We start from the raw sequence: 24286 nt of genomic DNA, 5'->3' as shown, positions 1-24286 counted from the left end.
CCATGCTTTGGCAGCTTGCCCAGATGCTTTGGGTGGGCGGCCTGTGGTTGTTGCACATTGGCGTGTTACCGGCGCTGGGCCTGATTGGCCTGGCACCGTTGCTGATCGATGAGATCGATGGATTACTGAGTGCGCTGCTGGTGGGTTTTGCGGCGGCGTGCGTGACGCTCCAGGCGTTGGTGCTGGTCAAGGCCGAAGGCTTGGGGAGTTTGTGGCGGGATATTCGCGGCCAACTGCTGTTGATGGCGCTGTATGCATGTGCGATGTACTGCATCGTGCATGTGTGGCTGCCGGAAGCGTTGCGCTGGCAGCTATTCAGCTATCTTGTGCTAGGGTTCTCCGGCCTGGTGCTGGTTATACAGCCTGCACCGGGATGGAGTGGCGGGGCGCGCGAAGCACGCCCGTGACCCTTGTTGTCATTTGAAGCGATGAACGTTCGACAGTTGCTTGTTGACGCTGAAGTTCTTGCGATACAGCAGCGCCATCTTGCCGATGACCTGGACCAGGTCCGCTTTGCCAACCTTGCACAGTTCTGCAATGGCGGCCAGGCGCGCTTCGCGATCAAGGATATTGACCTTGATCTTGATCAGTTCGTGATCGTTCAGTGCGCGTTCAAATTCGGCTAACACACCTTCAGTCAAACCGTTATCTGCCACAATCAAAACTGGTTTCAGATGGTGGCCAATGGATTTGTACTGTTTCTTCTGCTCTTGAGTGAGCGGCATAATCTGACCCCTGCGTCTGATCTTGTAAAAAGCGGCGGCCAGTTTACCCGAGCGAGTCCGGGACCGCCCAGTTAATCACGACCCGTTTTATTTTTCGAGGTGGCCCGTGGCCCGTTCCAAAACTAGCCTTAAGTGGCTGCAAGAGCATTTCAACGATCCTTACGTCAAAAAGGCGCAGAAGGACGGCTACCGGTCCCGGGCCAGCTACAAGCTGCTGGAGCTCCAGGACAAGGACAAATTGTTTCGCCCCGGCATGAGCGTGATCGACCTGGGTGCAGCACCCGGTGGCTGGTCCCAGGTGGCCAGTCGTCTGATTGGCGGGCAAGGCCGATTGATCGCTTCCGACATCCTCGAGATGGACAGCATCCCGGATGTAACCTTTGTGCACGGCGACTTCACCCAGGACGCCGTACTGGCCGAGATCCTGGAAGCCGTCGGAAATTCGCAGGTAGACCTTGTGATTTCCGACATGGCCCCCAATATGAGTGGATTACCGGCTGTTGATATGCCGCGAGCCATGTTCCTGTGCGAGTTGGCGCTGGATCTGGCGGGGCGGGTATTGCGTCCGGGTGGTGATTTCCTGGTCAAGGTCTTCCAGGGTGAAGGCTTCGACGAGTACCACAAGAACATCCGCAAGCTGTTCGACAAGGTACAGATGCGTAAACCGGACTCTTCCCGGGACCGGTCTCGCGAGCAATATCTGCTGGCGCGGGGGTTCCGCGGCATTGAAGGCGCTGCCAGTGATGAGCGTCTTTGAAGGTTTGAAGGGAGTCGATAGGTTTTTTTATATCGCTTTCGTCACGAAGCTTTACGAATATTGTGTAGTCAAAGTTTCACAAAGGGTTACAGACGGCGCCTGCCAGAGTTGTAGGTAATGTAGTAAGTTAGGCCGGTGAATATCATGCGAAGCGCGCGCCAGTAGCGGAGCTTGCTTCAGAGGGTAGTTAATTGAACGATATGGCAAAGAATCTGATCCTGTGGTTGATCATCGCGGCTGTCCTGGTGACGGTGATGAACAACTTCTCCAGCCCTAACGAGCCGCAGACCCTCAACTATTCCGACTTCATCCAGCAAGTTAAGGATGGCAAGGTCGAGCGCGTGGCGGTTGATGGCTACGTGATCACCGGCAAACGCAACGATGGCGACAGCTTCAAGACCATTCGTCCGGCCATTCAGGACAACGGTCTGATCGGCGACCTGGTGGATAACCATGTGGTTGTCGAGGGCAAGCAGCCTGAGCAGCAGAGCATCTGGACTCAACTCCTGGTGGCCAGCTTCCCGATCCTGGTGATCATCGCCGTGTTCATGTTCTTCATGCGCCAGATGCAAGGCGGTGCGGGAGGCAAGGGCGGGCCGATGAGCTTCGGCAAGAGCAAGGCGCGCCTGCTTTCCGAAGATCAGGTGAAGACCACCCTGGCTGACGTCGCGGGTTGCGACGAGGCAAAGGAAGAAGTCGGTGAGTTGGTTGAATTCCTGCGCGATCCGGGCAAGTTCCAGCGCCTGGGCGGCCGTATTCCTCGCGGCGTGCTGATGGTCGGTCCTCCGGGTACCGGTAAAACCTTGCTGGCCAAGGCGATTGCCGGTGAAGCCAAGGTGCCTTTCTTCACCATTTCCGGTTCTGACTTCGTCGAAATGTTCGTCGGTGTCGGCGCCAGCCGCGTTCGCGATATGTTCGAGCAGGCCAAGAAACACGCACCGTGCATTATCTTCATCGATGAAATCGACGCTGTTGGTCGCCATCGTGGTGCTGGCATGGGCGGTGGTCACGATGAGCGTGAGCAGACCCTCAACCAGTTGCTGGTCGAGATGGATGGTTTCGAGATGAATGACGGCATCATCGTCATCGCTGCGACCAACCGTCCTGACGTGCTGGACCCTGCGCTGCTGCGTCCAGGCCGCTTCGACCGTCAGGTTGTCGTAGGCTTGCCGGATATCCGTGGTCGCGAGCAAATCCTCAAAGTCCACATGCGCAAAGTGCCAATGGGTGACGATGTCGCTCCAGCAGTGATTGCGCGTGGTACGCCGGGTTTCTCCGGTGCCGACCTGGCCAACCTGGTCAACGAAGCTTCGTTGTTCGCGGCTCGTACAGGCAAGCGCATCGTCGAGATGAAAGAGTTCGAACTGGCGAAAGACAAGATCATGATGGGCGCAGAGCGCAAATCCATGGTCATGTCCGAGAAAGAAAAGCAGAACACCGCTTACCACGAAGCCGGTCACGCCATCGTGGGTCGCGTTGTCCCAGAGCATGACCCGGTCTACAAGGTGTCGATCATTCCTCGGGGTCGGGCGCTGGGTGTCACCATGTTCCTGCCGGAAGAGGATCGTTACAGCCTCTCCAAGCGTGCGCTGATCAGCCAGATCTGCTCACTGTACGGCGGTCGAATTGCTGAAGAGATGACCCTGGGTTTTGATGGCGTAACGACCGGCGCTTCCAATGACATCATGCGTGCCAGTCAGATTGCGCGGAACATGGTGACCAAGTGGGGCTTGTCGGAGAAACTTGGTCCGTTGATGTATGCCGAGGAAGAGGGTGAGGTATTCCTGGGTCGTGGGGGTGGTGGTCAGAGTGCCAGCTTCTCCGGCGAGACAGCCAAGCTGATCGACTCCGAAGTGCGCAGCATCATTGACCAGTGCTATGGCACGGCCAAGCAGATCCTGACCGACAACCGTGACAAGTTGGACGCCATGGCTGACGCGTTGATGAAGTACGAGACTATCGATGCTGACCAGATCGACGACATCATGGCGGGCCGTACGCCGCGTGAGCCGCGTGATTGGGAAGGTGGTTCGGGCACCTCTGGCACTCCGCCTGTCGTGCAGAACGAACGCCCTGAAACCCCGATCGGTGGTCCGGCAGCTGACCACTAAGGTTTGAAATGACTTCTGTGTTGTCCTCCACCCGGTTGCCTTGCGGCAACCGGGTTCTTGATTTGGCCCATACGCACGTGATGGGCATTCTTAATGTCACCCCTGACTCCTTTTCCGACGGCGGCCGCTTCAGCCAGCTCGATGCTGCGTTGCGCCATGCCGAAGCAATGGTGTCGGCGGGGGCGACCCTGATTGATGTCGGCGGTGAGTCGACTCGGCCTGGCGCTCGGGTGGTTTCTCCGTTGGAGGAGTTGGAGCGTGTGGCGCCGATTGTCGAGCGCATTGCTCGCGAGCTGGATGTCATTATCTCGGTCGATACTTCCACCCCGGCAGTCATGCGTGAGACGGCGCGCCTGGGGGCAGGGTTGATCAATGACGTGCGTTCCCTGCGGCGTGACGGCGCCCTGGACGCGGCGGCGGCTACCGGTCTGCCGGTGTGCCTGATGCATATGCTGGGTGAGCCCGGCAATATGCAGGACAACCCGCACTATGATGACCTGGTGGGTGAAGTGAGCAGCTTCCTGGCTGAAAGGGTCGCTCAATGCGCCTCAGTCGGGATTGCGCCTGAAAAGATTATCCTGGATCCAGGGTTTGGCTTCGCCAAGTCCTTGCAGCACAACTTAAGCCTGTTCAAGCATATGGAGTCCCTGCATGCCCTTGGTCGGCCCCTGTTGGTCGGTGTTTCGCGCAAGAGCATGATAGGGATGGCCCTGAATCGTCCGGTAGGTGAGCGGTTGTACGGCGGTCTCGCACTCGCGGCGCTTGCTATGACCAAGGGTGCGCGTATCTTGCGCGTGCATGATGTCGCCGAGACGGTGGATGTGGTGCGCATGATTGCCGCGGTAGAATCAGCCGAATAAGAATGATGGAGCACTTATGACTAAAAAATATTTTGGCACCGACGGTATCCGTGGGCGGGTTGGCGAGTTTCCGATTACTCCGGACTTCATGCTCAAACTGGGGTGGGCGGCAGGTATGGCGTTCCGTAGCATGGGCGCCTGCCGCATCCTGGTGGGTAAGGACACTCGAATTTCCGGGTACATGTTTGAATCCGCGCTGGAAGCTGGTTTGTCCGCCGCGGGCGCTGATGTGATGCTGTTGGGGCCAATGCCGACGCCGGCTATCGCCTACCTCACGCGTACCTTCCACGCGGAAGCCGGGATTGTCATCAGTGCTTCTCACAATCCCCATGATGATAACGGCATCAAGTTTTTCTCGGGTCTGGGCACCAAGCTGCCGGATGAGATCGAGTTGATGATCGAAGAGCTGCTGGACGCACCGATGACGGTGGTTGAGTCCAGCAAGCTGGGCAAGGTGTCGCGTATCAACGACGCCTCTGGCCGCTACATCGAATTCTGCAAGAGCAGCGTGCCAAGCAGCACCAATTTTGCCGGGCTGAAAATTGTTGTCGACTGCGCCCATGGTGCGACCTACAAGGTGGCCCCGAGCGTATTCAAGGAGCTTGGGGCTGATGTGACAGTGCTGTCGGCCCAGCCTAACGGGTTGAACATCAACGACAACTGTGGCTCGACGCATATGGGCCAGCTGCAGGCAGCGGTCCTGGCCGAGCATGCGGACCTGGGTATTGCCTTCGACGGTGACGGCGATCGCGTGCTCATGGTGGATCACACCGGCGCCGTGGTCGACGGGGATGACCTGCTGTTCATCATTGCTCGCGACCTGCATGAGCGTAACAAGCTGCAAGGGGGTGTCGTCGGTACGCTGATGAGTAACCTGGGGTTGGAGTTGGCCCTGGCAGATCTTGGCATTCCGTTCGTGCGTGCCAATGTCGGTGACCGCTATGTGATCGCCGAGTTGCTTGAGCGCAACTGGCAGATCGGTGGGGAAAACTCGGGGCATGTTGTTTGCTTCCAGCACACCACCACCGGTGACGCGATCATTGCTGCGCTGCAGGTGCTATTGGCCCTGCGTCGCCGTGAAGAGAGCCTGGCCCAGGCGCGCCAGGCCCTGCGCAAGTGTCCACAAGTATTGCTCAACGTGCGTTTTGCCGGTGGCGAAAACCCGATCGAGCATCCCGCTGTCAAAGAGGCGTGCGAGCGTGTGACCCTGGCAATGGCGGGGCGTGGCCGGGTGTTGTTGCGCAAGTCCGGCACGGAGCCTCTGGTGCGTGTCATGGTCGAAGGTGACGACGAAACTCAGGTTCGCGGCCATGCCGAAGACCTGGCAAAACTGGTAACTGAAGTTTGCGCCTGAATTCGGCTTGCCAGTGATGATGTGGTTGGGTAACATCTGCGCCCACTTTGACCGACGAGGTACAGCATGCGTCGCACTATGGTAGCTGGTAACTGGAAGATGCACGGTACCCGCGCCAGTGTCGCTGAGCTGATCAATGGCCTTCGTCACTTGGCCTTGCCTAGCGGTGTTGATGTCGCGGTTTTCCCGCCTTGCTTGCATATCACTCAAGTAGTTGATGGCTTGAAAGGCAAGTCGATTCAGGTCGGCGCGCAGAATTCTGCGGTGGAAGCCATGCAAGGTGCGTTGACCGGTGAGATTGCACCGAGTCAATTGGTCGATGCGGGTTGTTCCTATGTGCTTGTCGGGCACTCCGAGCGCCGTCAGATGATGGGCGAGCGTGATGGGACACTCAATCGCAAGTTCGCAGCGGCACAGGCTTGTGGCTTGATTCCAGTGTTGTGCATAGGGGAGACCCTGGAGCAGCGTGAATCGGGCAAGACTCTTGAAGTTGTCTCGCGTCAGCTGGGCAGCATCATCGAGGAGCTGGGTGTTGGTGCATTTGCAAAGGCAGTTATTGCTTACGAGCCGGTCTGGGCCATTGGTACCGGGCTGACTGCTACACCGCAACAGGCGCAGGATGTGCACGCAGCCATCCGCGCGCAGTTGGCGGCAGAGAATTCTGAAGTCGCACAAGGTGTGCGTCTTCTATACGGCGGCAGCGTGAAGGCGGCCAATGCGGTCGAACTGTTCGGCATGCCGGATATCGATGGGGGGCTCATTGGTGGAGCTTCCCTGAATGCAGATGAGTTCGGTGCGATCTGTCGCGCCGCGGGAAACTGAAAAAATGCTGGAAACAGTCGTAGTCGTTTTTCATCTGTTGGCTGCCCTGGGCGTAGTTGCCCTGGTTTTGTTGCAACAGGGTAAAGGTGCGGATGCTGGTGCGTCTTTCGGTGCAGGTGCTTCAAATACTGTGTTCGGAAGCCAAGGTTCCTCTACCTTTCTTAGTAAGTTTACTGCTATACTTGCCGCCGGTTTCTTCATAACCAGCTTGGGGTTAGGTTACTTTGCTAAAGAGAAAGCTCATGTGCTGACTCAGGTAGGTCTCCCAAACCCAGCAGTGTTGGAAGTACCAAAAGCAAAACCGGCTTCTGATGATGTCCCGGTGCTTCAAGAGCAAAAGTCGGCTACTCCAGCGACTGACGTACCTCCAGCTCAAGAGCAGAAGTAAGAAGGGTTGTAAACGCTGTATTGCCGAGGTGGTGGAATTGGTAGACACGCAACCTTGAGGTGGTTGTGCCCATAGGGTGTAGGGGTTCGAGTCCCCTTCTCGGTACCAATTATCAGGAGAGCCCGCTGTTGCGGGCTTTCTTGTAGGTGGAAGGTTACATTGACCCTGTAAGGGATCGGTCGTATACTTCCGCCCCAGCTTTGTCGCGGGGTGGAGCAGTCTGGTAGCTCGTCGGGCTCATAACCCGAAGGTCGTCGGTTCAAATCCGGCCCCCGCAACCAGTTTTAGCGGAGCCCCTTTTAAGGGGCTTTTTGTTAGCTGGACACTTTCAACGCCGCTGTTCGACGGCGTTTCAAGGATGGGCGTTTCGCCCATTTTTTTATTTTGCACAGCATGCACATACATGCACGAGGGGGTTCAGGTGTCGAGCAAGCTAGAAGAGTTGCAGGCCTTGTTGGCCCCGGTGGTCGTGGCCCTAGGCTATGAATGCTGGGGTATTGAGTTTTCGGCTCAAGGTCGCCACTCAATGTTGCGCGTTTATATCGATAAAGAGGGCGGCGTGCTGGTGGACGATTGTGCCATTGTCAGCCGTCAGATCAGCGGTGTCCTGGATGTTGAAGATCCGATCTCCGTTGAATACACCCTCGAAGTTTCCTCGCCAGGCATGGAACGCCCACTGTTCACTATTGATCAGTTTGCAAAATTTGCCGGTGAACAAGTGAAGATCAAGCTGCGATCCCCGTTCGAAGGGCGTCGCAACTTTCAGGGCCTTCTGCGCGGTGTAGAAGAACAGGATGTCGTGGTGCAGGTAGAAGACCATGAGTTCCTGTTGCCGATCGATATGATCGACAAGGCCAACATTATTCCCAGTTTTGACTGAGACGCGGATCCCGCGGATCCAATGGCTTGCGAAAGGCGAGGCGTACGATGAGCAAAGAAGTACTGCTGGTTGTTGAGTCGGTATCCAATGAAAAGGGCGTACCGGCAAACGTGATTTTTGAAGCGCTGGAGCTGGCCCTGGCCACTGCAACCAAAAAGCGTTTTGAAGACGAAGTTGATCTGCGTGTGGAAATCAACCGCCACACCGGTGCCTATGAGACTTTCCGTCGCTGGACGGTCGTCGAAGAAGCCGATCTTGATGATCCGGCCATCGAAACCTGGCCAAGCAAGGTTGCTGAAACGCACCCTGGCGCCAAGGTCGGTGATGTCGTCGAAGAAAAGATCGAATCGATCGAATTCGGCCGTATTGCTGCACAGACCGCCAAGCAGGTCATTGTGCAGAAGGTTCGCGAAGCCGAGCGCGCTCAAGTCGTTGACGCTTATCGCGAGCGCCTGGGTGAAATCATCTCCGGCACCGTGAAAAAAGTTACCCGCGATAACGTGATCGTCGACCTGGGCAACAACGCCGAAGCGTTGCTGGCCCGCGAAGACATCATCTCTCGCGAAACTTTCCGTGTTGGCGTGCGTTTGCGTGCGCTGCTCAAGGAAATCCGCACCGAGAACCGCGGCCCTCAGTTGATCCTGTCGCGTACCGCGCCGGAAATGCTGATCGAGCTGTTCCGTATTGAAGTGCCGGAAATTGCCGAAGGCCTGATCGAAGTCATGGCTGCGTCCCGCGACCCGGGTTCGCGCGCCAAGATCGCGGTTCGCTCCAAGGACAAACGCATCGACCCGCAAGGCGCTTGCATTGGTATGCGCGGTTCGCGCGTCCAGGCAGTGTCGGGCGAATTGGGCGGTGAGCGTGTGGACATCGTCCTGTGGGACGATAACCCGGCGCAGTTCGTGATCAACGCCATGTCGCCGGCTGAAGTGGCGGCAATTATCGTTGACGAAGATGCCCATGCAATGGACATCGCCGTTGGCGCAGACAATCTGGCTCAGGCCATTGGTCGTGGTGGTCAGAACGTGCGTCTGGCCAGCCAACTGACCGGCTGGACCCTGAACGTGATGACCGAATCGGACATCCAGGCTAAGCAGCAAGCTGAAACCGGTGACATCCTGCGCAACTTCATCGACGAGCTGGAAGTCGACGAAGACCTGGCGCAGGTGCTGGTAGATGAAGGCTTCACCAGCCTGGAAGAGATTGCCTACGTACCGTTGGAAGAAATGCTCAACATCGACGGCTTTGACGAAGACACCGTCAACGAGCTTCGCGCTCGGGCCAAGGATCGTTTGTTGACTAAAGCCATCGCTACTGAGGAAAAGCTGGCAGACGCCCATCCGGCCGAAGACCTGCTCTCGCTTGAGGGTATGGACAAGGATTTGGCGATGGAACTGGCGGTGCGCGGCGTAATTACCCGCGAAGACCTGGCCGAGCAGTCTATTGACGATCTGCTCGACATCGACGGCATTGACGATGATCGTGCCGGCAAGTTGATCATGGCCGCCCGAGCCCATTGGTTCGAGTAATTAGGCGCGGCCTGAGGAGAGAAGTGCATGACGCAAGTCACGGTGAAACAACTGGCCGATGAGGTCAAAACACCGGTAGAGCGCCTGTTGCAGCAGATGCGTGAGGCAGGTCTGCCGCACACCGCCGCCGATGAAGGTGTGAGCGATAGTGAGAAGCAGTCTTTGCTGACTCACTTGAAGAGCAGCCACAAGGCGAAAGTGGAAGAACCGCGCAAGATTACATTGCAGCGCAAAACCACCAGCACACTGCGTGTTGCTGGTAGCAAGAGCATCAGCGTTGAAGTACGCAAGAAGAAAGTCTTCGTACAGCGCAGCCCGGAAGAAATCGAAGCCGAGCGCAAACGCGAACTGGAAGAACGTCGCGCAGTAGAAAATGCTGCTCGTCAGAAGGCTGAAGAAGAAGCCAAGCGTCGCGCCGAAGAAGAAGCGCGTCGCCAGCCTGCTGCTGCGCAACCTGCTGCCACTGAAGCAGTCGCCGCGCCAAGCGCGCCGGTAGAAGCTGTGCGTGAGGCCGCTCCGGTTGCCGCCGCACCTGCTCCTGCCGCTGACGCCCGCAAGCGCGACGAACCGCGTCGTCCAGACAAGCCACGTGCCGACGATAACAATCGTCGTGGTGGTGGCGGTGATGGCGAGCGCAAAAACGCTCCGCATCGTGCGTCGGTCAAAGAGAAAGCGCCTGCTCCACGCGTTGCCCCACGTACTACCGACGAAGAAAGCGATGGCTTCCGTCGTGGTGGTCGCGGCAAGGCCAAGCTGAAGAAACGCAACGCCCACGGTTTCCAGAGCCCAACCGGCCCTGTCGTGCGTGAAGTGAAGATCGGCGAGACCATCACTGTGGGCGATCTGGCCCAGCAGATGTCGGTCAAGGCTGCTGAAATCATCAAGTTCATGTTCAAGCTGGGTACTCCGGCCACCATCAACCAGGTACTGGACCAGGAAACTGCCCAACTGGTTGCTGAAGAGCTGGGCCACAAAGTGACCCTGGTCAGCGACACCGCCCTGGAAGATTCCCTGGCCGAGTCCCTGAAGTTTGAAGGCGAGGCTGTTTCCCGTGCGCCGGTCGTGACCGTAATGGGCCACGTTGACCACGGTAAGACATCCCTGCTCGACTACATCCGTCGTGCCAAGGTAGCTGCGGGCGAAGCCGGCGGCATTACCCAGCACATCGGCGCTTACCACGTTGAAACCGACCGTGGCATGGTGACGTTCCTCGATACCCCGGGTCACGCCGCGTTTACCGCAATGCGTGCTCGTGGTGCCAAGGCGACCGACATCGTGATCCTGGTGGTTGCAGCGGACGACGGCGTGATGCCACAAACCATCGAAGCTGTTCAGCACGCGAAAGCGGCTGGCGTGCCGCTGGTGGTTGCCGTGAACAAGATCGACAAGCCGGGCGCTGATCTCGATCGCATCCGTAGCGAACTGTCGGTTCACGGCGTGACTTCCGAAGAGTGGGGTGGCGACACTCCATTCGTACCGGTCTCTGCGAAGATGGGTACCGGCGTTGACGAACTGCTCGAAGCCGTTCTGCTGCAAGCCGAAGTTCTGGAACTGACCGCTACCCCATCGGCTCCTGGCCGTGGTGTCGTGGTTGAGTCCCGCCTCGACAAGGGCCGCGGCCCGGTGGCGACCGTCCTGGTTCAAGACGGTACCCTGCGCCAAGGCGACATGGTGCTGGTCGGTTCGAACTACGGCCGTGTACGTGCCATGCTCGACGAGAACGGCAAGCCAATCAAGGAAGCAGGTCCAGCTATCCCGGTCGAGATCCTCGGCCTGGACGGTACGCCGGACGCTGGCGACGAGATGAGCGTGGTTGCCGACGAGAAGAAAGCCCGTGAAGTGGCTCTGTTCCGTCAAGGCAAGTTCCGCGAAGTCAAGCTGGCCCGTGCTCACGCTGGCAAGCTGGAAAACATCTTCGAGAACATGGGCCAGGAAGAGAAGAAGACGCTTAACATCGTCCTCAAATCTGACGTCCGTGGTTCCCTCGAAGCGTTGAACGGCGCCTTGAACGGCCTGGGTAACGACGAAGTGCAAGTGCGCGTTGTCGGTGGCGGTGTCGGTGGTATCACCGAATCCGACGCCAACCTGGCACTGGCTTCCAACGCTGTACTGTTCGGCTTCAACGTGCGTGCCGATGCTGGCGCTCGCAAGATCGTCGAGCAGGAAGGCCTGGACATGCGTTACTACAACGTCATCTACGACATCATCGAAGACGTCAAGAAGGCCCTTACCGGCATGCTTGGCAGTGACGTCCGGGAGAACATCCTGGGTATCGCCGAAGTACGTGACGTGTTCCGCTCGCCGAAATTCGGCGCGATCGCCGGCTGCATGGTTGTCGAAGGCACCGTGTACCGTAACCGTCCAATCCGCGTACTGCGTGAAGACATCGTTATCTTCGAAGGCGAGCTGGAATCCCTGCGCCGCTTCAAGGATGACGCTTCTGAAGTACGTGCCGGCATGGAATGCGGTATCGGCGTCAAGAGCTACAACGACGTCAAGGTTGGCGACAAGATCGAAGTCTTCGAGAAGGTTCAGGTTGCTCGCAGCCTCTAACTCGCGCACTTCAGGAGCCACACGGCGGGTGGGCATGCAGATGCCCCGCGCAGTGTCCGGACTCTAAACGCAACGCCCGGTCTGGCTTTTGTCAGGCCGGGCGTTTGCCGCTTTCAGACCCCACGGGTTTCACCGTGTGGCAGTAACAGGTAACAAGACATGGCAAAAGAATACAGCCGTACCCAGCGTATCGGCGATCAGATGCAGCGTGAGCTGGCCCAACTGATCCGTCGCGAAGTCAAAGACCCCCGCGTTGGCCTGGTCACCATCACCGCTGTTGAAGTGAGCCGTGACGTTGGTCACGCGAAGATTTTCATCACCGTGATGGGCCAGGACAGCAGCGAAGAAATCGCGCAAAGCATCAAGGTGCTCAACTCGGCAGCAGGTTTCCTGCGCATGCAGTTGGCCCGTGAGATGAAGCTGCGCAGCGTGCCCCAGTTGCACTTCCACTACGACGAAAGCGTCGTGCGTGGTGCGCACCTGTCGGCACTCATCGAGCGCGCCGTGGCTGAAGACAGCCAGCACCCGTCCACACCTGAAGACGCCAAGGAGTAAGCGGTGGCTCAGGTCAAACGTATTCGTCGCAATGTCAGCGGCATCATTCTGCTCGACAAACCCATTGGCTTTACCTCCAATGCTGCGTTGCAGAAGGTTCGCTGGCTGCTCAATGCCGAGAAGGCCGGGCATACCGGCAGCCTCGATCCCCTGGCCACCGGTGTATTGCCGTTGTGCTTTGGCGAGGCCACCAAGTTCTCGCAATACCTGCTCGATTCCGACAAGGGTTATGAAACCCTGATGCAACTGGGCAAGACCACCACCACGGCTGACGCCGAAGGTGATGTTTTGCAGGTTCGCGACGTGACCGTTGGTCGTGCTGATATCGAGGCTGCTTTACCCGCTTTTCGTGGAGAAATCAGTCAGATACCGCCGATGTACTCGGCTCTCAAGCGCGATGGGCAGCCTCTTTACAAGCTGGCACGTGCGGGCGAAGTAGTGGAGCGCGAACCGCGTTCTGTTACTATTGCGCGCTTGGAATTGCTCGCCTGTGAAGGTGACACTGCGCGCCTGGCCGTGGACTGCAGCAAAGGCACCTATATCCGTACCCTGGTGGAAGATATCGGTGAAAAGCTCGGTTGCGGCGCGTACGTTGCTGAGCTGCGACGTACCCAGGCCGGACCTTTCAGCCTGGCCCAGACGGTGACGCTGGAAGAGTTGGAAGCGGTTCACGCCGAAGGCGGCAATGAAGCGGTGGATCGCTTCCTGATGCCATCGGACAGCGGTTTGCTGGATTGGCCATTGCTGCACTTCTCGGAGCACAGCGCGTTCTACTGGCTCAACGGCCAGCCGGTACGTGCCCCGGATGCCCCGAAGTTCGGCATGGTGCGGGTACAGGATCATAACGGTCGCTTTATCGGTATCGGTGAAGTGAGCGAAGACGGGCGCATCGCGCCGCGTCGACTGATTCGGTCAGAATGACCGAAACCAGTTTGTGGTAAAAGCGCAGTAGATTTTACGCAAACTGGAACGAGGGTGGCTGTTAACAGGCACGGTCACTACTCATTTTTAGATACAGGGATTTGTCCCTGGCCTGTTGAGACTGCCCTTTGGGTGGTTTCCTGAAAAAAGGATTGCCTCATGGCTCTCGACGTTCAAGAAAAAGCACAAATCGTAGCTGACTATCAGCAAGCTGTTGGTGACACTGGTTCGCCAGAAGTGCAAGTTGCACTGCTGACCCACAACATCAACAAGCTGCAAGGTCACTTCAAGGCCAACGGTAAAGATCACCACTCCCGTCGTGGTCTGATCCGCATGGTAAACCAGCGCCGTAAGCTGCTGGACTACCTGAAAGGCAAGGATCTGGGTCGTTATCAGGCTCTGATCGGTCGCCTGGGTCTGCGTCGCTAATAAGCGATTGCGCTAGAGGTTGGTTGTCTGCCGTGTGTCAGTGGGATTTCCGCTGGCCCATGGCAGGCTCCCAGCCTCAAGTTTTATCTGGACACACGTTTTACCCTGGACAGCGGTCGGGCCGACTCCCGGCATTGCCCAAGAATTTCGCAAGAAGACAAGTTCCCCAAGAGCCACAAAGAAGGTAGGACACCGTGAACCCGGTTATCAAAAAATTCCAGTTCGGTCAGTCGACCGTTACCCTCGAGACAGGCCGTATCGCCCGTCAAGCCTCCGGCGCAGTGCTGGTCACCGTTGACGATGACGTCACCGTACTGGTGACCGTAGTCGGCGCGAAGACCGCTGACCCGAGCAAGGGCTTCTTCCCTCTGTCCGTTCACTACCAGGAAAAGACTTACGCTGCCGGTAAGATCCCTGGCGGTTTCTTCAAGCGCGAAGGCCGTCCTTCCGAGAAAGAAACCCTGACTTCCCGACTGATCGACCGTCCGATCCGTCCGCTGTTCCCAGAAGGCTTCATGAACGAAGTGCAGGTTGTCTGCACCGTCGTTTCCACCAGCAAGAAAACCGATCCGGACATCGCCGCGATGATCGGTACTTCGGCTGCCCTGGCCATCTCCGGCATTCCTTTCGATGGTCCGATCGGCGCAGCCCGCGTTGCTTTCCACGAGAGCACCGGTTACCTGCTGAACCCGACTTACGAGCAACTGAAAGCATCGAGCCTGGACATGGTCGTTGCCGGTACCTCGGAAGCCGTTCTGATGGTTGAATCGGAAGCCAAAGAGCTGACCGAAGACCAGATGCTGGGCGCCGTGCTGTTCGCCCACGACGAATTCCAGGCTGTCATCAAGGCTGTCACCGAGCTGGCTGCCGAAGCTGCAAAGCCGACCTGGACCTGGGCTGCAGCCCCGGAAGCCACCGAACTGCTGGGCGCTATCCGCTCCGAGTTCGGCGCTGCTATCTCCGACGCCTACACCATCACTGTCAAGGCCGACCGTTACGCTCGCCTGGGCGAGCTGAAGGATCAGGTTGTGGCCAAGCTGTCCGGCGAAGAAGGCCAGCCTTCCGCCAGCGACGTCAAAGCTGCATTCGGTGAAATCGAATACCGCACCGTTCGCGAAAACATCGTAAACGGCAAGCCACGTATCGACGGTCGCGACACGCGCACCGTGCGTCCGCTGAACATCGAAGTCGGCGTTCTGCCGAAGACTCACGGTTCGGCCCTGTTCACCCGTGGTGAAACCCAGGCCCTGGTAGTCGCGACTCTGGGTACTGCCCGTGACGCACAGCTGCTGGACACCCTGGAAGGCGAGAAAAAAGACCCGTTCATGCTGCACTACAACTTCCCTCCGTTCTCGGTGGGCGAGTGTGGTCGCATGGGTGGCGCTGGTCGCCGCGAAATCGGTCACGGCCGTCTGGCCCGTCGTTCGGTCCAGGCCATGCTGCCGGCTGCTGACGTGTTCCCGTACACCATCCGTGTTGTCTCGGAAATCACCGAGTCCAACGGTTCCAGCTCGATGGCTTCCGTGTGCGGTGCTTCCCTGGCACTGATGGACGCTGGTGTGCCGATGAAGGCACCGGTTGCCGGTATCGCCATGGGCCTGGTTAAAGAAGGCGAGAAGTTCGCCATCCTGACCGACATCCTGGGTGACGAAGACCACCTGGGCGACATGGACTTCAAAGTAGCCGGTACCGCCAAAGGTGTGACCGCGCTGCAGATGGACATCAAGATCAAGGGCATCACCGAAGAGATCATGGAAATCGCTCTGGGCCAAGCCCTGGAAGCGCGCCTGAACATCCTCGGCCAGATGAACCAGATCATTGGTCAGTCGCGTACCGAGCTGTCGGAAAATGCTCCGACCATGATCGCGATGAAAATCGACACCGACAAAATCCGTGATGTCATCGGTAAAGGCGGCGCGACCATCCGTGCGATCTGCGAAGAGACCAAGGCTTCGATCGATATCGAAGACGACGGCTCGATCAAGATCTTCGGCGAAACCAAGGAAGCAGCTGAAGCGGCACGTCAGCGCGTTCTGGGCATCACCGCTGAAGCCGAGATCGGCAAGATCTACGTCGGCAAGGTTGAGCGCATCGTCGACTTCGGCGCATTCGTCAACATCCTGCCTGGCAAGGACGGTCTGGTTCACATCTCCATGTTGAGCGATGCTCGCGTCGAGAAAGTGACCGACATCCTGAAAGAAGGCCAGGAAGTGGAAGTGCTGGTACTGGACGTGGACAACCGCGGCCGTATCAAGCTGTCCATCAAGGACGTAGCAGCAGCCAAGGCTTCGGGCGTTTAAATACCCGCAGGCTTTAAGCTGGAAAAAGGACCCTTCGGGGTCCTTTTTTTATGTCCGTGAGAAAATGCCGGTAAATCAGGCGCTTAGTAAATCGAAAAAACCGCAACTTGCATGCAGCATCGGTCAGGTTCATGCAAGTTGCACGATTCCGAAAAAAGCGTGTTTTCGTAACGTATTGTTTTATAAGGGTTTATCTGGATATCGAGACTTGGCACACTGTCTGCAATATCCCTGTTAACGCTGCAGCATCAAGGTTCACACACTGCAGACTTTTAATAAAACAGGAGTTACTCGTATGAAGAAGTTCGCTCTCGCTACTGCTACCGCTCTGACCCTGGCCATGGGTGCTAACGTGGCCTTTGCCCAGACTTCCCAAGCTCCAATGACCATGGCGGCGGGTGAAGCCACCAAGGCAAAAGAAAGCGTTTCGGATACTTGGATCACCACCAAAGTTAAGTCTGATCTGCTGACCGAGAAAGGTATTCCTGGTTCGGACATCAAGGTTGAAACCAACAAAGGTGTGGTTTCCCTCTCGTCGACCGTAGCCATTTCGGATTCGCAAAAAGCGACCGCTGTAGCGATCACCAAGAAAATCAAAGGCGTAACTGCAGTTTCTGCTGATGGCCTGCTGGCTGGCGGCGCTACCAAGGCAGACAACGTCGATAAAACCAAAAGCGCAGCTGCAGGTGCCAAAGAGTCCACCTCGGACACTTGGATCACCACCAAAGTGAAAGCTGACCTGGTAACCGAGAAAGGCATTCCTGGTACCGACATCAAAGTCGAAACCAATAAAGGTGTAGTTTCCCTGTCCTCTTCGGTCGCTGTGACTGAAGCGCAGAAAACTACCGCGGTGAACATCACCAAGAAAATCAAAGGCGTTAAAGCTGTATCGGCCGATGGCCTGAAAGCAGACTAACGCTTACCCATTCGTCTGAACTAGGCGAAGGCGGCAACGAGTGAGCTAGATATCCACTCAATGCACCTCACGAGTTCATGCGACCGGCCACAAGGATGTGGTCATTACAGGCCCCGGCATTCGTGTCGGGGCCTGTTCTATTGTGGGTCGAAACAAAATCCCAGTGCGACAGCGATCAAATATGGCAGCGGGCTTGCCCGCGAGTTCGGTGTGTCAGCCCATAGTGACTGACGCACCGCCTCCGCCAGCTACTCGGCATCCAGGTGCATTGGCGTCACCACCCGGCCATCCTTCTCGGCCTGGCCCAGGTTGGCATCGATGAAGTACACCCGGTCATCTTCCAACTGCCCTTTGTCCACCAGGTAATCCTTGATGGTACTGGCGCGATCCTGGCCGAGCTGGCGCAGCAGCACATCACTGCTGCTCCAGAACTTGATTACACCGTCTTTCAACTTGGCCGTGCGGTCGTCGCGGCTGAGGTCTTTCCACTCGGCTGGCGGCTGCTGCTTCAGGCGCGTGCGGTAGATGCCTTCCAACAGCGGGGCCTTCTCGCTTTCCGGAACCACCAACAACGAAGCCTGGGCCGGGACCTTGTCGCCACGGCGCTGGAGCATCTTGTAGTAGTTGTATTGGTATTCACGCTCCAGACGCTGGGAGGCAAGGAACGGGCCGTCGCTGCTGGCCGCGGCCGTGCCTTCGATTTCCAGGCGCAGGGTAGGGCGTTCCTTGAGAGCCTTGGCCAGCGTATTCAGTGCACCTTCGGCGTCCTTGCTCAATTCGCTGGAGCCGGCGGCGAAGGACACATTACCCAGGTCCTCCGAGCCTCCCCCGGTGATCAGCCCGCCGATGAATTTGAACGGCGCCGTCGCCGCGCGTACCACCAGGTTTCGCAGGGTCTGCCAGACGATCGGCATCACGCTGAATTGCGGGTTGTTCAAATCGCCGGTGACCGGCAGTTCGATCGAGATCTTGCCGTCGCTGTCCTTGAGCAACGCGATGGCCAGGCGAATCGGCAGGTCCACGGCATCGGCGCTGTCGACTTTCTCACCCAACTGCAGTTGCTCGACCACCACCTTGTTTTCGGCCTTCAGTTGGCCTTTGGTGATCACGTAGTGCAAGTCGAGGTTGAGACGGCCCTTGCGGATACGGAAGCCGGCGAACTTGCCCGAGTAAGGCGTCAGGGTGGTCAGCTCGACACGTTTGAAGCTGGTGGCGATATCCAGCGCCGCCATCGGATCAAACGGGTTCACGCTGCCTTTGATGGTGACGGGAGCGTAACGGTCGACCTTGCCCTTGATGTCGACGCTGGCCGGTTTGGCCTGGCGGCTGTCGATGGTGCCGATCTGCCCGTTGAGTTGTTGAATCGCCGTGGCGAAGTTGGGCGTGAGGCTGAAGTCGGCGAAATTGGCCGAGCCGTCGTTGATCGCGATTTGCCCGACATGAATGCCCAGGGGTTTGTCTTTGCTGGCCGGTTTTGCCGCTGACTTGGCGCCACTGTTCGCCGGCTGTGGAATCAGCAGGTCATCCACGTTGGTGGTGCGGTCGTCGTTGATCATGAACCGTGCATACGGTTGCAGCAGGTTGACCTTGTCAATCGACAGGCTCTCACCGTGCTGGTAGTTCACGCCTTCCAGCACCAGGCGCTGCCACTTCACGAAGTCGCGGGTCTTCAGGGTGTCGAGGGTGTGCAACTGGTCGACTTGCGCCCGGCCCGTTACCTGGAGCTTCAGCGGATCGGCGCTCTTGAGGTTGACGTCCAGATTGCTGCCGAGCATGCCGCTACGCAGTTCCAGGCGAATAAACGGGCTGATATAGGACTGCGCCACCCGAAGGTCGATGTCCTGGGTATTCACTTTCAGCTTGGCGCTGATCGGGTTGAGGTTGACCTCGCCGGTTGCCTGGATCTTGCCCTGCTTGCCCAGGCCGGAGTCGACCTTCAAGGTGAAGGGGCTCCGGTTGAGGCTGTCGAAGTTCTGCATGTCGACGTTCAACGGGCCCAGTTCAAGCGCAACGGCGGGTTTGACCTGGCGGTCGGCCAGGTGCACTTGATAGTTGCGCAACTGCACATCCTTGAGCAGCACTTGCCAGGGTTTGCTCGGCGCGGCGGGTCCGGGTTTCGGTGAGTCGGCGGTGGCCGGTGCCGTGGCAGGCTCAGGCGCCTTGGCCGGTTTGCTCGGTTGGCTGGCGAACAGTTTCTGCCAGTCCAGTTGGCCGTCGGCTTCACGGGCGGCCCAGGTTTCCAGTTTGTTGCTGCGGATCTTGCCGATGACGACCTGCTGCTTGGCCAGGTCAACCGTGGTCTCACTGACGTCCAGGCGCTCCAGGCGCACCAGCGGGCGCCCATCCGGCGCGTTGATGGCAAACGGCGCGACGCTTGCTGCGGTGTTGGTCAGGTTCAGCTCGGTCTCTTTGGCCAGGCTGAATCGGTAGTCGGTACTGAAGTTGAGTACGCCGTCTTCGAGCACCAGTGGCAAGGCGTCGCGCACATAAGGCCACCAGGCTTTCATCTTGCCGTCGGTAACCTTCAGGGTCCCTTCGGAAATGATCGGCACCAGGCTGAAATTGCCTTTCCAGTCGATCCGCCCGCCTTCAGGGCCGGCGGCCACCAAGGTCATGTCGGCGTTGTCTTCGGGCAAGGTGCTGAGGTTCTTCAGTTCGAAGTCGAGCGTGTCGTAGAGAAATTCGATAGGTTCGCTGGGGCGCAGGTCCTGAAAGTGCACATAGCCGCCCGCCAGCTTGATGCTGTCGATACGCAATGGAAACGGCTTGGCATTTGGATCGGCCGGGCTAGGCTCGCTGGGCGGCAGCTTGAACAGCTGCGCCAGGTTCAACTGGCCGGACTTGTCGAACAGCAGTTCGGTCTTGGGCTTGTCCAATTGCACATCGGCCAGGTGCAGCGCGCGAGTCCGCAGGCTGTCGATCTGCAGGTTGGCGTAGAGACGCTCGAAACCCACTTGCTCCTTGCCCGGCTCGCCGATTTTCAGGCCCCATGCCGTCACTTCCAGGCTGAACGGGTTGAGCTCGATGCGCTCGATCCGGGCCGGCACCGTGGCGTAATGGGCCAGTTGTTGGTTGGCAATGCGAAGGGCGATGCCCGGCAGAATCAGAAAGCCCAGCAAGCTGTACAGGGCAAGGGCGGTCAACAGGGCGCCAGCGGCGCGAATCAATCCTTTGGGCATGGGTGACGCCATCTATGTCGAACAAGAGTGCCTTGGAGTATGGCACGGGATTTCGGTTCCGAAGTACGGGGCTTCTTGGGAAAAGTACTACAGCTGCAGGATCAGGGTCTTCAACGGCGGCTGTTGGTCTTGCGAGGGAAAGTCCGCGCCAGGTGTCATGATCTGCCAGTCGCGTACCGGCCGCCCGGCTTTCTCGGCGCAGCGCAGCACCTGGTCGCGCCAGTCGTCCATGCTGACTTTTGCGAGGTTGTTGCAGCAGATCAGCACGCCGTTGTCGGCGGTGGCGAGCAGCGCCGGCTTGAGCAGGCTCTGGTAGTCGCGCAGCAGGTCGACAGTGCCGAATGCGCTCTTGGCCCAGGCCGGTGGGTCGAGCAATACCAGGTCATATTGACGTGGCTCCAGGCGCGGGTAACTCGGCAGCTTCTGCCCACGACGTTGGGTAATCGGCAAGCCGGCCAACTGGCGAATCGCCGGGAAATAATCCGACTGCACAAACTCCATGGTCGGCAATTGTGGGTTGAGCAGGCCGTTCTCACTGCCGACCGCCAGGTTGCCTTCGGCGAAGTCCAGGTTGCACACCTCGCTGGCGCCGCCGGCTGCGGCACTCAAGCCGACGCCACAGGTGTAGGCAAACAGGTTCAGCACGCTTTTGCCCGCGCTGTGCGCCTTGACCCAGCCACGAGTGTTGCGCAGGTCGAGGAACAGCAACGGGTCCTGCCCGGCATGCCGCCCGCGCACGCGGTAATTGAGACCCCACTCGTGGCCGATCATGTCTTCCAGCGCAGCGGGTTCGGCGCGGTACACCGTGTCTTCGCGGTCGATTCGCGAGTTGCCACGGGAGCGGTCGTTGTACACCAGCAGCAGTTCCAGGCCCAGGTGCTGGTTGATCTGTTGATGCAGCGCCAGCAGGTCGCTGGTTTCCAGGCTCTGGTGGAAGCTCTGCACCAGCAGTTGCGGGCCGTAGCGGTCGACGGTCAGGCCGCCCGCGCCTTCCTGGCTGCCATGGAACAACCGATAGCAATCGGTGCCTTGGGCATGCAGCTCGTTGATCAGGTCTTGGCGTTGATCGAGGGCGGCGCGCAGCGCCTGATTCAAGGAAGACATGGAGCGCGCCTTGCTGGGGAAATGAGGGCGCGGAGTTTAACAGTTATGCGCCACGGCCTACATCAACCCCATCCGCCGATGGGCGCGTTGCACCGAACCATTGCGCATCGCCCAGCGCAGCAACGGCGCACTGCGCTTGACCCCGGCGCGGATCATCTGGCGCTGCAGCGGGCTCTGCTGTTGGTCGAGCATGGCGCTTGCCCAGTCCGGCAGCAGATCAATGCCGGCCTGCATCATCAAGGCACCGAAAGGCTTGGCCAGGTGACTGGGCGCAGGCGCATTGAGCAGCAGGCGCAGCACTTCGTGGCTGCGTTCGTCGCACAGCAGTTGAGGACGAATACGCGCCATGTAATCCGCCACTTCCTGCCGCGAACGCGGCACATGCCGCGCGCCCAGTCGCTCGGCGACCAAGGCAATCTCGCTGTAGTAACGGTCCTGATCCCGACCCGACAGGTGCGGGTTACGATAGCGCAGGTGGGCCGCGAGGAAATTGCTCACCTCGGCCACGTGCACCCAGGTCAGCAGCTCCGGATCGCTGGCGGCATAAGGACGCCCGTCCGGCGCATGGCCGACCACCTGCAGGTGAATGGTGCGGACTTTTTCGATCAGCCATTCGGCATCCTTGCGCGAGCCGAAGGTGGTCCCGGAGATGAACTGCGAAGTCCGCCGCAGCCGCCCGAGCATGTCCTGGCGGAAGTTCGAGTGATCCCACACGCCCGCCAGGGCCAGCGGGTGCAAGGCTTGCAGCATCAAGGCGCTGATACCGCCGATCAGCATGCTGCTGAAGTCGCCATGCACCTGCCAACTGACCGAGTCCGGCCCGAACAGGCCTGGGTCGCCCTTGGGGTTTTCCAGGTCCAGCTGGCCCAGTGACAAGCCCGTCAGGCTCATCAACTGGGTTTCGATACGGCTGCGCAGAAATTCCATGGTGTCCTATCGGTTCAGGCGTTTGTCGATCAGGCCGTCGACAACACTCGGGTCGGCCAGGGTGGAAGTATCACCGAGGCTGTCGAGTTCGTTACAGGCGATCTTGCGCAGGATCCTGCGCATGATCTTGCCCGAGCGAGTCTTCGGCAAAGCGGGCGCCCATTGGATCAGTTCCGGCTTGGCAAAGCTGCCAATTTCCTTGCTGACCAGCTCCAGCAGGTGCTTTTTCAATGTGTCATCGGGCTCGACGCCATTCATCGGGGTGACGAAGGCATAAATGCCCTGGCCCTTGACGTCATGGGGGTAGCCGACCACGGCCGCTTCGGCCACCTGGTCATGCAGCACCAGGGCGCTCTCCACTTCGGCGGTGCCGATACGGTGGCCGGACACGTTGATCACATCGTCGATGCGCCCGGTGATCCAGTAGTCGCCGTCTTCGTCGCGCCGGGCGCCGTCACCGGTGAAGTAGTAGCCGGGGTAGGGTTTGAAGTAGGTGTCGATCATGCGCTGCGGATCGCCATACACACTGCGGATCTGCCCCGGCCAACTGGCCTTGATCGCCAGCACGCCGCTGCCGGCGCCGCTGATCACCTTGCCATGCTCGTCCAGCAGCACGGGCTGTACGCCAAACATCGGCTGGGTCGCACAACCCGGCTTGATCCGCCGGGCGCTGACCAGCGGGCTGAGCATGATGCCGCCGGTTTCGGTCTGCCACCAGGTATCGACAATCGGACAGCGCTGTTCGCCGACCGCGTTGAAATACCAGTCCCACGCCTCCGGGTTGATCGGCTCACCGACGCTGCCCAGCAGGCGCAGGCTGGCGCGGGAGGTGCTCTGCAAGGGGCCATGGCCTTCACGCATCAAGGCGCGCAGGGCGGTGGGCGCCGTGTAGAAGATGTTGACCTGGTGCTTGTCGATCACCTGCCAGAAGCGCGAGCTGTCCGGGTAGCTCGGTACGCCCTCGAACATCAGCGAGGTGGCGCCATTGGCCAGCGGGCCATACACGATATAGCTGTGGCCAGTGACCCAGCCGACATCGGCGGTGCACCAGAACACCTCGCCGTCGCGGTAATCGAGCACGTACTTGAAGGTCATCGCCGCCTGCAGCAGGTAACCGCCGGTGGTGTGCAGCACGCCCTTGGGCTTGCCGGTGCTGCCGGAGGTGTAGAGGATGAACAGCGGGTCTTCGGCGTCCATGGGCTCGGGTGGGCAATCGTCGCTCGCGGCTTCAAGGGATTGCCGATACTTCAGGTCGCGGCCTTCGCTCCAGTTCACAGTTGCGCCGGTGCGCTCGACCACCAGCACCGTACTGACGTCCGGGCAACTGGCCAGGGCCTTGTCGACATTCTGTTTCAGTGCCACCGGCTTGCCGCCGCGCACGCCTTCATCGGCGGTGATCACGGTGCGACAGTCGGCATCGAGGATGCGGTCGCGCAAGGCATCCGGCGAGAACCCCCCAAACACCACCGAGTGCACTGCGCCAATGCGCGTGCAGGCGAGCATGGCGTAGGCCGCCTCCGGGATCATCGGCATGTAGATGCACACCCGGTCACCTTTCTTCACGCCCCGGCTTTTCAGCACGTTGGCGAGGCGGCAGACGTTTTGGTGCAGTTGGCGGTAGGTGATTTTGGACGCGTTTGTCGGATCATCGCCTTCCCAGATGAAGGCCGGCTGATCGGCGCGTTGCGCCAGGTGACGGTCAATGCAGTTGTAGCTGACGTTCAGCGTGCCGCCGGCGAACCAATGGGCGGTACCGGTGTGGATGTCCGACTGCTGGACGGTGTGCCACGGAGTTATCCAGTCGAGAAAGGCCATGGCCTGTTCAGCCCAGAAAGTATCCGGCTGGTCGATGGATTGGCGATAGAGGCGCTGATAGTCCTCTTGGCTGAGTTGCGCAGCCCGGCGGACGGCATCGGCGGTGGGGAATTGGCTGAGGTCGAACATGAGCGGTCCTTATTCTTGTTTTAGCGACAAGA

The 24286-nt window shown here is 58.9% G+C and carries 20 protein-coding genes and 2 tRNA genes; 17 read left to right on the top strand and 5 right to left on the bottom strand.

Translation table 11 applies throughout. The annotated features are described in order from the left end of the window. Positions 1–2: 2 nt before the first annotated feature. Positions 3–407 (top strand): MFS transporter, encoded by a 405-nt coding sequence (locus tag NTD80_RS24730; RefSeq protein ID WP_120449941.1) that lies wholly within the window; start codon positions 3–5, stop codon positions 405–407. Positions 408–416: 9 nt separating this feature from the next. On the opposite strand, the gene NTD80_RS24725 is transcribed toward NTD80_RS24730, so the two are convergent. After that, complete coding sequence (locus NTD80_RS24725) at positions 417–725, bottom strand: YhbY family RNA-binding protein (RefSeq protein WP_010206607.1); 309 nt, start codon at positions 723–725, stop codon at positions 417–419. A 106-nt stretch (positions 726–831) separates the two neighbouring features. Between NTD80_RS24725 and rlmE the strand changes: the two genes are divergently transcribed. The 16 genes from rlmE (at position 832) to NTD80_RS24645 (ending at position 17100) form a co-directional block, all read left to right on the top strand. Beyond that, complete coding sequence (gene rlmE, locus NTD80_RS24720; protein ID WP_010206606.1) at positions 832–1482, top strand: 23S rRNA (uridine(2552)-2'-O)-methyltransferase RlmE; 651 nt, start codon at positions 832–834, stop codon at positions 1480–1482. Positions 1483–1682: 200 nt separating this feature from the next. Next, positions 1683–3593, top strand: coding sequence for an ATP-dependent zinc metalloprotease FtsH (gene ftsH / locus NTD80_RS24715; protein WP_032803717.1), 1911 nt, complete (start codon positions 1683–1685; stop codon positions 3591–3593). An 8-nt stretch (positions 3594–3601) separates the two neighbouring features. Further along, entirely contained in the window at positions 3602–4453 is an 852-nt protein-coding gene (gene folP / locus NTD80_RS24710; protein WP_262135322.1) for a dihydropteroate synthase, read from the top strand. 16 nt (positions 4454–4469) lie between these two features. Continuing rightward, positions 4470–5807 carry a phosphoglucosamine mutase gene (gene glmM / locus NTD80_RS24705; protein WP_065910270.1) on the top strand — a complete coding sequence of 446 codons (1338 nt, stop codon included), beginning with the start codon at positions 4470–4472 and terminating at the stop codon, positions 5805–5807. A gap of 66 nt (positions 5808–5873) precedes the next feature. After that, positions 5874–6629: a triose-phosphate isomerase gene (gene tpiA, locus NTD80_RS24700; protein ID WP_058427650.1), complete on the top strand. Its 756-nt coding sequence runs from the start codon at positions 5874–5876 to the stop codon at positions 6627–6629. Between the two features lie 4 nt (positions 6630–6633). Beyond that, positions 6634–7017 carry a preprotein translocase subunit SecG gene (secG, locus tag NTD80_RS24695; protein ID WP_010206600.1) on the top strand — a complete coding sequence of 128 codons (384 nt, stop codon included), beginning with the start codon at positions 6634–6636 and terminating at the stop codon, positions 7015–7017. Between the two features lie 22 nt (positions 7018–7039). Next, a tRNA-Leu gene (locus NTD80_RS24690) sits at positions 7040–7125 on the top strand. 96 nt (positions 7126–7221) lie between these two features. After that, positions 7222–7298, top strand: a tRNA-Met gene (locus NTD80_RS24685). 140 nt (positions 7299–7438) lie between these two features. Further along, on the top strand, positions 7439–7897 hold the full coding sequence (rimP, locus tag NTD80_RS24680) for a ribosome maturation factor RimP (RefSeq protein WP_003235029.1): 459 nt from the start codon (positions 7439–7441) through the stop codon (positions 7895–7897). 47 nt (positions 7898–7944) lie between these two features. Continuing rightward, complete coding sequence (nusA, locus tag NTD80_RS24675) at positions 7945–9426, top strand: transcription termination factor NusA (protein WP_008057419.1); 1482 nt, start codon at positions 7945–7947, stop codon at positions 9424–9426. Between the two features lie 27 nt (positions 9427–9453). Continuing rightward, on the top strand, positions 9454–11979 hold the full coding sequence (infB, locus tag NTD80_RS24670) for a translation initiation factor IF-2 (protein ID WP_025857113.1): 2526 nt from the start codon (positions 9454–9456) through the stop codon (positions 11977–11979). 159 nt (positions 11980–12138) lie between these two features. After that, positions 12139–12534 (top strand): 30S ribosome-binding factor RbfA, encoded by a 396-nt coding sequence (rbfA, locus tag NTD80_RS24665; RefSeq protein WP_016973761.1) that lies wholly within the window; start codon positions 12139–12141, stop codon positions 12532–12534. A 3-nt stretch (positions 12535–12537) separates the two neighbouring features. Continuing rightward, on the top strand, positions 12538–13455 hold the full coding sequence (gene truB / locus NTD80_RS24660; RefSeq protein WP_034117853.1) for a tRNA pseudouridine(55) synthase TruB: 918 nt from the start codon (positions 12538–12540) through the stop codon (positions 13453–13455). Between the two features lie 159 nt (positions 13456–13614). Further along, positions 13615–13884, top strand: coding sequence for a 30S ribosomal protein S15 (gene rpsO, locus NTD80_RS24655; protein WP_003176135.1), 270 nt, complete (start codon positions 13615–13617; stop codon positions 13882–13884). A 194-nt stretch (positions 13885–14078) separates the two neighbouring features. Continuing rightward, a complete protein-coding gene (gene pnp / locus NTD80_RS24650; protein WP_017528788.1) occupies positions 14079–16184 on the top strand; it encodes a polyribonucleotide nucleotidyltransferase in 2106 nt (701 codons plus the stop codon). 295 nt (positions 16185–16479) lie between these two features. Next, entirely contained in the window at positions 16480–17100 is a 621-nt protein-coding gene (locus NTD80_RS24645) for a BON domain-containing protein (RefSeq protein WP_262135321.1), read from the top strand. A 248-nt stretch (positions 17101–17348) separates the two neighbouring features. Here the strand turns inward: NTD80_RS24645 and NTD80_RS24640 are convergent, their stop codons facing one another. The 4 genes from NTD80_RS24640 to acs all read right to left on the bottom strand — a co-directional run bounded on the left by NTD80_RS24640 (position 17349) and on the right by acs (position 24254). Next, complete coding sequence (locus NTD80_RS24640) at positions 17349–20279, bottom strand: DUF748 domain-containing protein (protein WP_262135320.1); 2931 nt, start codon at positions 20277–20279, stop codon at positions 17349–17351. An 87-nt stretch (positions 20280–20366) separates the two neighbouring features. Next, positions 20367–21383: a class I SAM-dependent rRNA methyltransferase gene (locus NTD80_RS24635; RefSeq protein WP_262135319.1), complete on the bottom strand. Its 1017-nt coding sequence runs from the start codon at positions 21381–21383 to the stop codon at positions 20367–20369. Positions 21384–21440: 57 nt separating this feature from the next. Further along, positions 21441–22310, bottom strand: a complete 870-nt coding sequence (locus NTD80_RS24630; protein ID WP_106802607.1) for an oxygenase MpaB family protein — start codon at positions 22308–22310, stop codon at positions 21441–21443. Between the two features lie 6 nt (positions 22311–22316). Next, positions 22317–24254, bottom strand: a complete 1938-nt coding sequence (gene acs / locus NTD80_RS24625) for an acetate--CoA ligase (RefSeq protein WP_262135318.1) — start codon at positions 24252–24254, stop codon at positions 22317–22319. Positions 24255–24286: the final 32 nt, after the last annotated feature.

It is taken from the genome of Pseudomonas sp. 13B_2.1_Bac1, assembly GCF_025466155.1.
In the GTDB taxonomy this organism is placed as follows: domain Bacteria; phylum Pseudomonadota; class Gammaproteobacteria; order Pseudomonadales; family Pseudomonadaceae; genus Aquipseudomonas; species Aquipseudomonas aylmerensis.
Note: the sequence above shows the minus strand (reverse complement) of the source record. Positions and strands in the feature narration are given on the sequence as shown.

Excerpts from the sequence above, each read along its gene's own strand:
- NTD80_RS24630 (WP_106802607.1), bottom strand. The coding sequence starts at position 22,310 with ATGGAATTTCTGCGCAGCCGTATCGAAACCCAGTTGATGAGCCTGACG.
- NTD80_RS24730 (WP_120449941.1), top strand. The coding sequence starts at position 3 with ATGCTTTGGCAGCTTGCCCAGATGCTTTGGGTGGGCGGCCTGTGGTTG.
- NTD80_RS24640 (WP_262135320.1), bottom strand. The coding sequence starts at position 20,279 with ATGCCCAAAGGATTGATTCGCGCCGCTGGCGCCCTGTTGACCGCCCTT.
- rpsO (WP_003176135.1), top strand. The coding sequence starts at position 13,615 with ATGGCTCTCGACGTTCAAGAAAAAGCACAAATCGTAGCTGACTATCAG.
- infB (WP_025857113.1), top strand. The coding sequence starts at position 9,454 with ATGACGCAAGTCACGGTGAAACAACTGGCCGATGAGGTCAAAACACCG.
- tpiA (WP_058427650.1), top strand. The coding sequence starts at position 5,874 with ATGCGTCGCACTATGGTAGCTGGTAACTGGAAGATGCACGGTACCCGC.
- NTD80_RS24725 (WP_010206607.1), bottom strand. The coding sequence starts at position 725 with ATGCCGCTCACTCAAGAGCAGAAGAAACAGTACAAATCCATTGGCCAC.
- secG (WP_010206600.1), top strand. The coding sequence starts at position 6,634 with ATGCTGGAAACAGTCGTAGTCGTTTTTCATCTGTTGGCTGCCCTGGGC.
- ftsH (WP_032803717.1), top strand. The coding sequence starts at position 1,683 with ATGGCAAAGAATCTGATCCTGTGGTTGATCATCGCGGCTGTCCTGGTG.
- NTD80_RS24645 (WP_262135321.1), top strand. The coding sequence starts at position 16,480 with ATGAAGAAGTTCGCTCTCGCTACTGCTACCGCTCTGACCCTGGCCATG.
- glmM (WP_065910270.1), top strand. The coding sequence starts at position 4,470 with ATGACTAAAAAATATTTTGGCACCGACGGTATCCGTGGGCGGGTTGGC.
- rbfA (WP_016973761.1), top strand. The coding sequence starts at position 12,139 with ATGGCAAAAGAATACAGCCGTACCCAGCGTATCGGCGATCAGATGCAG.
- acs (WP_262135318.1), bottom strand. The coding sequence starts at position 24,254 with ATGTTCGACCTCAGCCAATTCCCCACCGCCGATGCCGTCCGCCGGGCT.
- folP (WP_262135322.1), top strand. The coding sequence starts at position 3,602 with ATGACTTCTGTGTTGTCCTCCACCCGGTTGCCTTGCGGCAACCGGGTT.
- NTD80_RS24635 (WP_262135319.1), bottom strand. The coding sequence starts at position 21,383 with ATGTCTTCCTTGAATCAGGCGCTGCGCGCCGCCCTCGATCAACGCCAA.
- nusA (WP_008057419.1), top strand. The coding sequence starts at position 7,945 with ATGAGCAAAGAAGTACTGCTGGTTGTTGAGTCGGTATCCAATGAAAAG.